General features: G+C 72.5%; 9 protein-coding genes and 1 pseudogene. 4 read left to right on the top strand and 6 right to left on the bottom strand.

All coding sequences use genetic code 11. The features are described from left to right. Positions 1 to 41: 41 nt before the first annotated feature. The 4 genes from pcp (at position 42) to IE142_RS08350 (ending at position 4795) form a co-directional block, all read left to right on the top strand. A complete protein-coding gene (pcp, locus tag IE142_RS08365; protein WP_191885098.1) occupies positions 42 to 692 on the top strand; it encodes a pyroglutamyl-peptidase I in 651 nt (216 codons plus the stop codon). After that, complete coding sequence (locus tag IE142_RS08360) at positions 692 to 1705, top strand: DUF2891 domain-containing protein (protein ID WP_191885097.1); 1014 nt, start codon at positions 692 to 694, stop codon at positions 1703 to 1705. The genes pcp and IE142_RS08360 overlap by 1 nt, the downstream gene beginning before the upstream one ends. A gap of 472 nt (positions 1706 to 2177) precedes the next feature. Continuing rightward, positions 2178 to 3770 carry a hypothetical protein gene (locus IE142_RS08355; RefSeq protein ID WP_191885096.1) on the top strand — a complete coding sequence of 531 codons (1593 nt, stop codon included), beginning with the start codon at positions 2178 to 2180 and terminating at the stop codon, positions 3768 to 3770. A gap of 173 nt (positions 3771 to 3943) precedes the next feature. Further along, positions 3944 to 4795: an endonuclease/exonuclease/phosphatase family protein gene (locus IE142_RS08350; RefSeq protein WP_370466331.1), complete on the top strand. Its 852-nt coding sequence runs from the start codon at positions 3944 to 3946 to the stop codon at positions 4793 to 4795. Here the strand turns inward: IE142_RS08350 and IE142_RS08345 are convergent. From IE142_RS08345 to IE142_RS08320, 6 genes and pseudogenes are all read right to left on the bottom strand, one after another. Continuing rightward, positions 4790 to 5716: an NAD-dependent protein deacetylase gene (locus IE142_RS08345; protein WP_191885094.1), complete on the bottom strand. Its 927-nt coding sequence runs from the start codon at positions 5714 to 5716 to the stop codon at positions 4790 to 4792. The genes IE142_RS08350 and IE142_RS08345 overlap by 6 nt on opposite strands. A 140-nt stretch (positions 5717 to 5856) precedes the next feature. Continuing rightward, positions 5857 to 7134 (bottom strand): annotated as a pseudogene (locus IE142_RS08340) (phytase); the annotation flags it as partial. Positions 7135 to 7733: 599 nt separating this feature from the next. Continuing rightward, positions 7734 to 8624: an NAD(P)-dependent alcohol dehydrogenase gene (locus IE142_RS08335; RefSeq protein WP_229830330.1), complete on the bottom strand. Its 891-nt coding sequence runs from the start codon at positions 8622 to 8624 to the stop codon at positions 7734 to 7736. A gap of 82 nt (positions 8625 to 8706) precedes the next feature. Further along, entirely contained in the window at positions 8707 to 10491 is a 1785-nt protein-coding gene (locus tag IE142_RS08330; RefSeq protein WP_191885093.1) for a beta-ketoacyl-[acyl-carrier-protein] synthase family protein, read from the bottom strand. Positions 10492 to 10794: 303 nt separating this feature from the next. Then, complete coding sequence (locus IE142_RS08325) at positions 10795 to 10950, bottom strand: WCX domain-containing protein (protein ID WP_502266895.1); 156 nt, start codon at positions 10948 to 10950, stop codon at positions 10795 to 10797. A 174-nt stretch (positions 10951 to 11124) separates the two neighbouring features. Beyond that, on the bottom strand, positions 11125 to 12468 hold the full coding sequence (locus tag IE142_RS08320) for an MFS transporter (protein ID WP_191885092.1): 1344 nt from the start codon (positions 12466 to 12468) through the stop codon (positions 11125 to 11127). Positions 12469 to 12713 lie beyond the last annotated feature (245 nt).

Here is a 12713-nt window from a genome sequence, read left to right as displayed (position 1 = left end):
CCCGTAACGGCCGGCGCCCGCTCGACCCGCAAGGAATGCTCATGACCCGTGTCCTCATCACCGGCTTCGCCCCCTTCGGCGGCGAGCGCGTGAACCCCTCCTGGCAAGCGGCCTCCCTGGTGGCCGCCGAACCGCCCGCCGGGCTCGACGTCACCGCCGCCGAACTGCCCTGCGTCTTCGGGGAGTCCCTCGACGTCCTGCGCGACGCCGTCCGCGCCCACACCCCCGACCTGGTGCTCTGTCTGGGCCAGGCGGGCGGACGCCCCGGCGTCACCGTGGAACGCCTCGGAGTCAACCTCGACGACGCCCGCATCCCCGACAACGCCGGCCGGCAGCCCATCGACGAACCGGTGGTCCAGGGCGGCCCCGCCGCTTACTTCTCCACCCTCCCCATCAAGGCGTGCGTCGCCGCGATACGCGAGGCCGGCGTCCCGGCCGCCGTCTCCAACACGGCCGGCACCTTCGTCTGCAACCACGTGGCCTACGGCCTCGGTCACCTCGTCGCCACCGAGTTCCCGCACGTGAGGGGCGGTTTCGTCCACGTGCCCTGGGCACCGGAACAGGTCACCGACGGCACCGCGCCGTCCCTGCCGCCCGCCACCGTCGCCCACGGCCTGCGCGCCCTGCTGGCCACCGCGGCCCGCACCCCGGCCGAGCGGGACCTCAAGGTCACCGAAGGAGCCACCCACTGATGCCGCTGAGCACCCACGCCGCGCCCTTCGCCCGGCTCGCCCTCGCCAACATCACCCGCGAGTACCCCAACTTCCCCGCCCACCTGATCACCTCACCCGACGAGCACCTCGCCCCCCGCTCACTGCACCCGGCCTTCTACGGCGCCTACGACTGGCACTCCTCGGTCCACATGCACTGGCTGCTCGTCCGCCTGCTGCGCCGCCACGGCGGGACGCCCGCACTGCCGGACACCGAGCAGGCCGTCGCCGTACTCGACCGGCACCTCACCCCCGGCAACCTGGCCGTCGAAGCCGCCTACCTCCGCAACCGGCCCTCCTTCGAGCGGCCCTACGGCTGGGCGTGGCTGCTGGCCCTCGCCGCCGAGTGCCGAGCCCTGCCGGGGGAGGCCGGTGCCCGCTGGGCCGCGGCGTTGGAGCCGGCCGTCGCCGCCGCCGACGGGCTGCTGGCCGACTGGCTGCCCAAGGCCACGTATCCCGTACGCCACGGCAACCACCCCAACAGCGCCTTCGCGCTGGGCCTCGCGCTCGACTCGGCGGAACTGTCGGCCGCGACCGACCGCGCGGTGCGCGAACGCCTCCTCACCTGGTTCGGTGACGACCACGACGCGCCCGCACACTGGGAACCGTCCGGGCAGGACTTCCTGTCCCCGGCGCTGAGCGAGGCCGATGCCATGCGCCGGGTGCTCCCGGAGGAGACGTTCGGGGCCTGGCTCGACCGCTTCCTGCCCGCGCTGCGCTCCGACGCCCCGTGCCCGCTGCTGGACGTACCCGTCGTCTCCGACCACGCCGACCCGCAGATCGGCCACCTGCTGGGCCTGACCCTCAGCAGGGCGGCCGCGCTGCGCTCCCTCGCGGACGCCCTGCCGGACGGGCCGGCCCGCACCCGGCTGGGCGAGGCGGCCGACGCGCACCTCGCGGCGGGCCTGCCGGCTGTGGAACGCGGTGACTTCACCACCGACCACTGGCTGGCCACGTTCGCAGCGCTGGCTCTCGACCCCATCGGCGGACGCTGATCACCGGGGGCCACTGATCACCGGCGGCCGCGGATCAGCGGTGCGTGATGCCCGTCCATGACCCGAGGGAGAGCGCCGAGACCTCCAGGTCCGAGCTGCCGAGCTCGCGGTACCGCATGAGTGCTCCTTGCCTCGTGGACGGCGGGGAGGGCCGCCGGGCCCGGCCGCACGCCGGGCCAAGCCGCCCGCTCTCCAGGTACCCCGGGTCCGTGGTCCGACGTCGGAGGGGCTCAGGTCGCCGGGCGGTTTCTGCTCCGTGCCACGCTCGTTCCCGGCTTCGTCCGGCGCGGTCTCGCGGCCGGGTGTCCGGAGGTCGCAGCGGGTGATCGTCGGTCCGAGGGCGGTCGGGGAGGGCGCCGTCAGTACGAGCCGGGCCATACCTGGCGCGTAATCAACATTGTGCACGTACACGTGTTTTGGGAGCCTCCGTTCGACTCGAAGTGCCGAGCGGACAACGGAGGACCTTCCTCACATGCTGAGAAGCCGAATACGTCGTGCCTGGCTCACGAGCGCCGCCGCGGCCACGCTCGCCTTCACCGGCCTCGCGGTGCCCGGTCACGCCGACGACCTTCCGCCGGACGTACCGGACTCCTGGATCCAGGAGCCGCGCGCCGACGAGGGCACCCCCTCGCCGAGCCCCACCCGTGACTGGACCGGCCCCGGCGACGAGGCCGCGCCCGGCGACTTCACGCTGTCGCCCGGCGCGATGAACGCCGAGACCACGCGGCGGGTCACCCGCCTCGACTCGGTGCTGCCCAAGTCGGGCGTGCAGAACCTGCTGGTCGGCGCGAACCGCGACGCCCGGCCGTGGTGCTCACGCGACCCGTTCGGCACCGCGCCGGACCCCGATCTCAAGTACTGCCTGGAGAACGACGACTCCGTCTCGCGCGAATGGATCCCGCAGGGCTTCACGGGCGTCTCCGACGCCAAGGACAACGAGCTGTGGGGCGCCGCCGGGAACATCCAGCTGTTCGCCTCCTACGACGGCTGGGACCCGGGTAGGGAGGACGATCCGGACCCGGGCGGCGACTGCACCGCGGGCGAGCTGGAGAGCAACGACGCCTGCAACCAGAAGGGCGTCCGCGTCACCTTCGTGCAGAGCCGCACGAACCCGGCCACCGGCAGCCCCGAGGTCAAGTACCGGCACGTCCTGCTGGCTTGGACGTACGTGAACTCGGCCGACCACATCTCCTTCGACGGGCTGCACGCCTCCGAGTACCCGATCCAGAAGGGCGTCCACGCCGGCGGCATCGTCTGGTACGGCAACTACCTCTATGTCGCGGATACCCGCAACGGCCTGCGCGTCTTCGACATGCGCTACATCATGGACCTGAACCCGGACGGCGACGCGAGCACGAACGACGCGATGGGCGCCGACAGCGACGGCGTGAAGACCACCGCCGACGTCCAGGACAAGACGAAGGTCGGCCGGCACAACAACGTCTGGTACAGCTTCGGTTACCGCTACGTCATGCCGCAGGTGGCCGCGTGGAGGTTCAAGGCCACCCAGAGCAACCCCAAAGGCTCCTACGCCTGCGTCTCCACCGGCGCGCCGAAGGCCTCGTACATCTCCCTGGACCGCAGTACGGTCCCGGACCGGCTGATCATGGGTGAGTACTGCCGTCCGGAGAGCGGCTACCCGTCGACCGGCCGCGTCGCCTCCTATCCGGTCGCCGACCTGGCGGGACGCTCGGTCGACGTACCCGCGCAGGGCTGGGCCAACTACCTGCCGATGACCAACGGCGGCGCACAGGGCGCGGCGGCGTACGACGGGACGCTCTACGTGAACGAGTCCAAGGGCACGGACGAGCCGGGCAGCCTGTGGCGCCACGAGTGGAGCGACGGCCAGTTGGTCCCGGTCGGCCAGGCGGTCAAGACGGCACGTGGTGCCGAGGACACGTACGTCGAGCGCGGTTCCGGACGGCTGTGGTCCGTCTCCGAGCACCGTCCGGGGGCGGCGGCCGACTGCACGGCGGACCGGGACCCGAGTGACCCGACGGGCACGGACTACTGCCAGCGCGTGCTCTACGGGCACAAGTTGACCTGGATCGACGACCGGCCGTAGCCCTGACGCACGGTGGGGCGGGCGTGGGCCGACGCGTGGCCGTCCCACGCCTTGCCGGCAGGCCGCCGCTTGCTGTCCCGTAGTCTCGTGCGTGCATACGTCGGATGCCAGGTGTGGCCACAGCGAAGGGGGCGGCGGTGTTCGCGAGGGGGACGCGGTTGCTCGCGGGGACCATGACCCTGGTCTGTCTCGTGCTCCTCGGCCCCAGCGCCCCGGTCGGTGCCCTCCTCGCCGGACCGCTGCCGGCCGGCGCCGCCGACGACGTCGTACCGAACCGGGTCATGACCTGGAACATCTGCAACCCCTGCGAGGTGAGCAACGTCGACCGGGCCGCGGACATCGCCACCCGGGCGCCTCAGGTCATCGGCCTCCAGGAAGCGTGCGTCCGCGACGTCGAGCAGATCCGGGCCTACCTGGAGAGCCTCTACGGGCTGGTCTACCACGTCGAGTACGGGACGGTGCTCCAGAAGCGGAGCCGTTGCGGGGGCACGCCGTGGAACCCGGGGGCCTTCGGACAGGCGATCCTGTCCGCGTCACCGATGACCGACCGCGTCAGCGTGGAGTACCCCGACGGCGGCTCCGAGGACCGTGGGTACATGGCGGTCACCACCGTGGTGGGCGGCCACACGGTACGGGTCTTCAACACCCACCTCGCCCACCGGCGTCAGCAGCCGGTACGGACTCACCAGACCGGGGTGCTCGCCGCGGCCGTCGCCCGGTACGACCGCGCGATCGTACTGGGCGACTTCAACGCCGTACCGGACGCTCCCGAGCTCTCCCCGCTGTGGGAACTGGCCGCGGGCTCGGACGCCGAGTGCCTTCCGTCCCCCGGTGCCACGTGCGAGCCGACCACCGACTGGAACAGCCGGTTCGACTACGTCTTCCTGCGCGGCCTCGGCTCCGTGGAACAGCGTGTGCACCCCACCCCGTACTCGGACCACCATCTGCTGCACACGGATCTGGACTCGGGAGCGCTTGAGGGAGCGCATTCGAGCGCGGGCCTGGTGACCGTTCCGGGCCTATGAGGTGGGCGGGGCCGCCGCCGGACGGCCCGGTCCGTCGTCGCCGACCGGGATGCCCAGCCGGTCCGCCACGCCGGTGAGGGCCGCTCCGAGGGGGACCGATACCCGGGCGAGGGCGTGTCGGTCGCCCCGGGTCGGGTCCCGGTTGACGATCAGCACCGGCTTCCCGGCCTCGGCGGCCTGGCGGACGAAACGCAGGCCGGACATCACCGTCAGCGACGATCCCAGCACCAGCAGAGAGGTGGCCTCCCGTACCAGCGCGCGGCAGTGCTCGACGCGCCGCGGCGGGACGTTCTCCCCGAAGAAGACGACGTCCGGTTTGAGGATGCCGCCGCAGATCGTGCAGGGCACCACCCGGAAGTCCCCGACCTGTTCGTCGGTGAGGTCCGCGTCACCGTCCGGGTTGATGCCCGCGGCCACCGGATCGAAGCCCGGATTGGCCTCCTCGAGCCGTCGGGCGAGTTCACGGCGCGGGCTGAAGGCGCCGCAGGAGAGGCAGACGACCCGGTCCAGGCTTCCGTGGAGTTCCACGACGTCTTCGCTGCCGGCGACCTGGTGCAGGCCGTCGACGTTCTGGGTGATCACACCAGCGAGCAGGCCGCGCCGTCCGAACGCGGCGACGGCCCGGTGCCCCGCGTTGGGACGGGCGCGGCCGAAGGTGCGCCAGCCGAGGTGGCTGCGCGCCCAGTACCGGCGCCGGGCCGTGGCGCCGGCGGTGAAGTCCTGGTAGGTCATGGGGGTGTGCCGGCTCAGGCTCCCGCCCTCGCCCCGGTAGTCGGGGATGCCGGACTCCGTCGAGATCCCGGCCCCGCTCAGCACGAGCACACCACCGGCTCCCAGGGCGTCGGCGACCGGCTGGAGGTCGGTGGTGCCCGGCGGCAGGTCCTCGGCGGGGGTCCAGCTCAGAGTGGGGCGCATGCGCATGCGGCCAGGGTACGGAACGGGCGCCCGAGGCAGGGCCGACGGTCACCGGCGCCGGTCACCGGCGCCATGGCGCGCCGGTGACCGGCGCGTTCCGGGGGGCGCCGTGAGCGGTGACCCGGCTCCGGGCCGCCGCATACGCGTCAGTCGTCGAGGGCTTCCAGGACGTCGGCGAGGTCGACGAACTTGAAGCCCGTCGCCTCCCGCTCGCCGTCCTCAGGAGCCATGTGGCCGTCCTGGACGACGAGCAGGCCGTCGGGGTACTTGGCGCCGAGCGGTTCGGCGAGTACGTCCGCGCCGTCGCACTCCTCGGAGCCGTCCAGCGCCTCGGACGCGGCGGTCACCCGGAAGCCGCCCTCGTACTCGTGGCCGTCGGACCGCTCGCGGTCGTAGGCGACGAAGGTGTCGTCGCCCTGGCTGGAGGCGAGGAGGTAGCCGTCCCCGTCGTCCTGCTTCAGAAGGGTCAGCCCCTCGACGTCCGCGGACACGCGGTCGCCCCCGAAGCCGGGGTCCTCGCCCGCCACACACTCGTCGGACGGTTCGTCGTACCGGGCGGGAACGCCGTACTCGCGCACCTTGTCCTGCAGCACGGGCCTGCCCCGCAGGTCGGCCGGCAGGCGCCAGATGCCGACGTCCTCCTGCCCGGCGAAGAGCGTGCCCGTCTCCGGGTCGACGACCATGCCCTCGACCTGCGGCCCTTCTCCGGGTTCGCCGCAGGGAGACCACTTCGAGCCGTCGGGCATCGTGAACGCGGCGGGCAGGTCCACGGTGCGGACCTTCCGATAGGAGACCGTGCCGCCCCGGGTCGCGGTCAGCTCCAGCAGGGCGACCCGGGTGGTGGCGTTCTGGCTGACGAGGGCGTAGGACTTGCCGGTCGCGGCGTCGGTGTACGTCGCCAGGCCGTACGCGGTGCTCTCCTCGTCGACCTCCTCCTGGGAGCCGGAGAAGATCCACGGCGCGGAGGCGTCCGTGACATCGGTGAGCGGGGCGCCGGGCCGGTCACCGTCGACACGGTAGACGCGCAGTCTGTCGCTGCCGCGGTCGCTGACCACGGCCAGGTCCGCTGCGCCCGAGCCCAGGGACATGCCGTGCACCAGGTCGACGTTGTTGAAGCGACCAGGGGCATGGTCCGCTCCGGGTGCTGCGGGCGCGGGTATCGACTGCACCTCCCGGGCGTCGAGGTCGTAGACCCGCAGACCGCCTTCCTTGGCCGTGGCGATGACGAGGCTGGCGTCCGGATCGGCCGCGTTGCGCCAGATCGCGGGGTCGTCGGCGTCGGCGTTCCCGCCCTCGTCGTCGTCGAACATCGCCGGGGTCTCGGCCCGGGGGCCTACCTCGGGCGGCGCGGCGGCACCCGCCGGGGGTACGGCCGCGACCGCGGCGGCGAATTGAGTGGCCGACGCGACGCCTGGCCTCCGCCTCCCCTCGTGAACATGTCACATCGGCCCAGTGGTGGGAGCGCCGCGGTTGTTTCGGCTGCGCCGCTCCCTGACGAAGGAGACCGTTCGTGCACGCGTTCACAAGACGTCGTTCCGGTGCCGTCGCGGTGGCGGCGACCCTGGGGCGGCGACGGAAGAGCGACCACGAGGTGAATGGCGCCGCCTCCGGTGCCCGGTGCGCGTTCGGCCCGTCCGGGAAGCCTGCCGGCCGGTCCGCGCGGGCACGATGCCCCGGCTCGGCTTGCTCTACTGCAAGTAACAAGATCAAAGTTGATTTCGGTGCCTCACCGACCACTTGAGGTAGCTCACCCCTCCCCGTGCGCCCGTGATCCCGGGTGCCCGGACGACCGACAGGAAGCAGCCGGATGAACCCGTCGTACGACCGACTCGAGCAGGCGCGCGAGGACTACGAACACCACCTTCGGACCTGCCGTCAATGCGAGGCGGACGGTGCGAAGTGCCCGGTGGCCAAACACCTCAGGCGCCTCTACAACAACCTCCTGAGATCGGCGTGACCCACCGACACCGCCGCCGACGTGGTCCGACCCCGCCCGCCGGCCACCTGGTCCGGACTCGGGCCGTCAGTCGACCCGCACGACGAACTTGCCCCGCACACCGCCCGCTTCGAGCGCCCGATGGGCCGCGCCGATCTCCTCGAGCGGGGACACGGTGTCCACGACCGGACGGATCGCGCCGTCCGCGACGTGGGCCGCGAGGTCGTTGAAGAGCGCGGTCCTCGGATTGCCGCTGAAGAAGCGCACCCGGCGGCGGCCGTGCGCGGCACTGGCCAGCAGGTAGCCGAGGGAGCCGACCGGGCGTTCCACGTCGAAGGCGATCGTCTCCATGCGGCCGGCGGGACCGGGGAGCCGTCGGTGGGCCTCGAAGTCCTTGCCCATGGTGTCGAGAAACACGTCGTACCCGCCGGCGTCGGCCGGGTCGGTGGCGCGGTAGTCGTAGGCCTCGTCGGCGCCGAGGCGGTGGACTGGGCCGAGGTTGTCCGCACGGGCCAGCCCGGTGACGTGCGCCCCCATCGCCTTGCCCAGCTGGACGGCGACATGGCCCACGCCGCCCGCCGCGCCGCGCACGAGGAGGCGCTCGCCGGGGCGCAGCCGTGCCTTGTCGCGCAGCGCCGTGATCGCCGTGGTGCCCGCGGGCAGCGCGGCCGCCTCGACGACGTCGAGCCCTTTCGGGATCCGCCCCAGCTGCCGCGGGCGGACCGCGACGTACTCGGCCGCGCCGAAGCCGGAGGTACGGGGCATGATGCCCCAGATGCGGTCGCCCACGGCGGGGCCGGTCGCGGCCGGGCCGAGCGCGACGGCCTCGCCGGTGAAGTCGAGGCCCGTGCGCTGCGGGAACCTCCGTCCCGACACGGGGCGCACACGGCCCGCTCGGGTCGGCACCTCACCACCGTTGACGCTCGTATCTCCGTCCGCGAGGTGCTGGACGTCGGCTCCGGCGACACGTACTCCCAGGACCTGCCGGGCCAGTCCTTCGACATCACCGGCGTACCCAACGGCACGTACTACATCCAGAGGGGACACCCCCGGTTCACCCCTACTCAGCCGGTCGGCTCACCCGGCGCAGAGCCAGTACCGCGTTGTGACCGCCGAAGCCGAAGGAGTTGCTCAGGACCAGGTCGCCCGCGGCCGGGAGGGCCCGCGGTTCGCCGCGGACGAGGTCCAGGTCGACGGCGTCGTCGATGTCGGCGCAACCGACCGTGGGAGGCACCACCGCGTGGTGCAGGGTGAGTACGGCGGCGACGGCCTCGACCCCGCCCGCAGCGCCCTGGAGATGCCCCAGGTGGCCCTTGAGAGCGGTGACCGGCACCTGGCGTCGCCCCAGCACGCCACGCACCGCCCGTGCCTCGGCGAGGTCGCCGTCGACGGTTGCGGTGGCGTGCGCGTTGACATGGACGACGTCCTCGATCCGGCCGCCGGCGTCCCGCACCGCCCGCCGCAGCGCCAGCGCGATGCCGTCGCCGGACGGATCCGGGGCCGCGACGTGGTGGGCGTCGGCGGACAGACCCCAGCCGGCGGCCTCGCAGTAGATGTGCGCCCCGCGGGCGCGGGCGTGCTCCTCGGACTCCAGCACGAGTATCCCCGCGCCCTCGGAGTTGACGAAGCCGTCACGGTCCTTGGCGAACGGGCGGGACGGCGAACCCGCGTTCGGGTCGCCCTCGGCCAGTGCGCGCATGGCGGCGAAGGACGCCATGATCGCCGGCGTGACGACCGCCTCGGCGCCGCCCGCGAGGGCCACGTCGACCCGGCCGTACCGGATACGGTCGACGGCCTGCCCGATCGCCTCGGTGCCGGAGGCGCACGCGCTGGTGACGGTGCGGGCCTCGCCGGTGATGTGCAGGTCGAGCGAGACCTGCGAGGCCGCCTGCGAAGGAACGGTCATGGGAGTGGTGAGCGGGGAGACACCGCGCGGCCCCTTCTCCCGCAGCTTCCGGTCCCCGCCGACCAGCACCGACGCGTCCCCGAGGATGGCGCCCAGGCTCACTCCGACCCGCTCCGGGGCGAGCCCGCTCTCGCGGGTACCGCCGTCCGCGTACCCGGCGTCGGCCCAGGCCTCACGCGCGGCCAGCACGGCGAACTGGGCGGCGCGGTTCATCCGCCGCGCGGCCTGCCGGGGCAGCAGCCCGGCCGGGTCCACCGGCACGGTCCCGGCGATCCGCACCGGCAGTCCGTCGAACTCCTCGTCCGCCAACTCCGTTATGCCGTGGCGCCCTTCGAGCAGGCCTCGCCACAACTCGCCGGTACCGACGCCCAGCGGGGTGACGGCGCCGAGCCCGGTGACGACGACGCGCCGCACTCCGGCCGCCTCGGCCTCCCGTACGGGGCGCGGGTCGTGCCGTACGACGTTGCCCTCCCGGTCGGCCTCGGCGGCCCACCGGCGTACATCGGCGTCGGTCACGCCGCCGTCCGCGTCCTGTTCGGTGTCCCGGTGCCAGGCACCCCAGCGGCGGACGTACGTCACGTGCTCGGCCTGCGGGTCGACGGCGCGAAGGCGGGTGATCCGGTCCCCGTCGCGGAACTCGACGTCGTCCAGGGCCGGCGAGCTCACCAGGGGTACCGCTGCCACGTCGAGCCGCCGCCCGGCGACGGTCACCCGCTGCTCGCGCCGCAGCTCCTCCTCGTGGTCCACCCCGCCCAGCGGCGGACGCAGCACGGCCAGGATCACCTCCGGGGACGCGGGCTGCGTGTGCGTGACCACGTGCCACCGGTGCTGAGCCGCGTCCTCGTGGGACAGGGCGAGCAGATCTCCGGGGACGACCTCGGCGGCGGTGACCGTGTACGGGCGTATCGGTACTTCAGGCGTTTCGGGGGAGTGGGTCATGTCAGCGCATGCTCTCTTTGGTCCGAACTGTCGTACTGGCAGCGCTTATGAGTGTTCTGCACGAAGTGCGAACCGGCTATTGTTGAACCCAGGACATGTCCGTTTTGCTCATGTCTACCCAGCGGGTGACGTGAGACACATCCGGCAAAACGCCGTCTGCGGTGCGGAGTTGGCGGAGCGAGATGGATGTGTGTGAAACGTCACGCGTCCCCGAGCTGACGATCACTGAGGTGGACGACGGCCGGCCGTAACCCGTTGAGACGTCGCTCGTGGTCCCGGTGTGCTCCGGGGCGGCCGGGCCCTTCAGGAAGACTCCCCGTAGCGGGCGACCATCGCGGCGGCGCGCTCACGCGGAGCGGTCCGCAACGATTCCGGGGCCAGGGCCTCCGCATCCGTGCCGAGCTGCCACAGTGCCCACTCGGCGTGCCGCAGATCCTGGAACGTGACCTCAAGCCGCAGCCGGCCGTCCGGTCGGACTCGGCGGCACGCACGGCCACCGCGGTACTCAGCGATTCTCGCGCCGCTGTGGGTCCACGTATCGACACGGCGGTGTGGTCACTTGACAGGAAGCGCGCGCAGCGTTCCCGCCGGACTCCGCCGCAACGATCGGGAGCTCGAGCGGGCCGGTTCGGCTCAGGACCCGTCCGCCTTCGACAGTGTCTCGACCGCAGCGGTCTCACGGGTCGACGAGGCCTCCCGAGGGGAGGGAAGCGTTCGACCCAGACGGGCGAGTGGGGACAGGGCCATCAGCGCCGGTGACAGCAGCATTCCCGCGGCTGCGACCAGGAGACCGGTGCGTGTTCCCCAGGCCTGCGCGAGGCAGCCGCCGAGCAGCGAGCCCAGCGGGGCGAGCCCCATGCCGAAGAAGTTGATCGTCGCGGCCACGCGGCCCTGCATCCCGTCCGGGGTCAGGGTCTGCCGGACGGCCATGACCGTGACGTTCACCAGCTGGCTGAAGACCCCGAAGACGAAATTGACCGCGAGGAGCGCGAGAACCGTCACCACGGAGCTGCCGTGCAGTGCGGGCACGCACAGGAACACGCCGTCACCGAGTGCTGCCGCGGACACGAGCACGGTGCCGTACCCGAAGCGGTTCGGCAGGCGGGCGGCCAGCAGCGAGCCCACGAGCGCGCCGGGGCCCACCGCCGCGAGTGCCAGCCCGACGGCGGTGCCGGACAGGTGCAGCTCCCGTGGCAGGTGCAGGATATAGACGGTCATCACCGCCGCGAAGGAGAACTGGAAGGCGGCCGAGGCGAGGCAGACGGTCCGCAGCGAGGTGTCGCCGGCGACGAAGCGCAGGCCCTCGTGGATCCGGCGCCAGACCCGGGGAGGATGTTCCGAGCGTTCCGGGGCGGATTCGCGACGACGGATCCTTCGGACGGACAGGAACGACAGCGCGAACAGCACCGAACTGGTCGCGACGGCGATCGGCGCCGACAGCCAGGACACCAGCGCACCGCCGAGGGCGGGACCGCCGATCTGCGCGGCGGACCGGCTGCCCTCGAGTGCGCTGTTGCCCCGCACCAACTGGGTCCGTCTCAGCAGCCGTACCGAAGACGCCTGGTACGCCACGTCGAAGAAGACGGACAGGGCCCCTACGGCGAAGGCGAGCACGAACAGCGTCGACAGGCCGAGACCGCCGAGGAGGCCGGCCACGGCGGCGGCGCCGAGAACCAGGGCGCGACCGGCGTCCGTCAGCACCATCAGCGTGCGGGTCCGCCACCTGTCCACGCACGCCCCGGCGAAGAGTGACAGCAGCAGGATCGGCGCCTGACCCGCCGCGCGCAGGGCGCCCAGCTGGCCGGCGCCGGTGTCGAGCGTGAGGACGGCGAACAGCGGCAGAACCACCAGCGCCGCTTGCTCACCGAGTTGGGAGGCCGTCTGGCCCACCCAGAGCCTGCGGAAGTCGCCGTCCCGCCACAGGCTGGTCGGAACAGGTTGATCGGCACCGGACGCGGCGGAAGAAGAAGACGGCACGGGGGACCCCTCGGACGACCCAGGACGAGACCCGCCGACCGGCGCACGAGCGGTGCGCGTAGTGCACCGACCGTCTCCGGCAGCGGTGAGGAAAGAAGGATCGCTGTGCCGCGCGTCAAAGGGCAGCACGCGATGACCGGCCGCTCAGGGCCTCGACGTCAACGCGTGCTGGGACGACCGACCATGTCTTCGCTCCTCGGGAGTCACTCGCTGCGTGAACACTAGCTTCCTTCGGGTGGGCCGCG

This window comes from Streptomyces mutabilis (genome assembly GCF_014649815.1).
Classification (GTDB): domain Bacteria; phylum Actinomycetota; class Actinomycetes; order Streptomycetales; family Streptomycetaceae; genus Streptomyces; species Streptomyces mutabilis.
The sequence above is the reverse complement of the archived record's forward strand: the minus strand, read 5'-3'. Positions and strand labels throughout refer to the sequence as shown.

Coding starts and splice junctions, on each gene's coding strand:
- pcp (WP_191885098.1), top strand. CDS start 42: ATGACCCGTGTCCTCATCACCGGCTTCGCCCCCTTCGGCGGCGAGCGC.
- IE142_RS08360 (WP_191885097.1), top strand. CDS start 692: ATGCCGCTGAGCACCCACGCCGCGCCCTTCGCCCGGCTCGCCCTCGCC.
- IE142_RS08355 (WP_191885096.1), top strand. CDS start 2,178: ATGCTGAGAAGCCGAATACGTCGTGCCTGGCTCACGAGCGCCGCCGCG.
- IE142_RS08350 (WP_370466331.1), top strand. CDS start 3,944: ATGACCCTGGTCTGTCTCGTGCTCCTCGGCCCCAGCGCCCCGGTCGGT.
- IE142_RS08345 (WP_191885094.1), bottom strand. CDS start 5,716: ATGCGCATGCGCCCCACTCTGAGCTGGACCCCCGCCGAGGACCTGCCG.
- IE142_RS08330 (WP_191885093.1), bottom strand. CDS start 10,491: ATGACCCACTCCCCCGAAACGCCTGAAGTACCGATACGCCCGTACACG.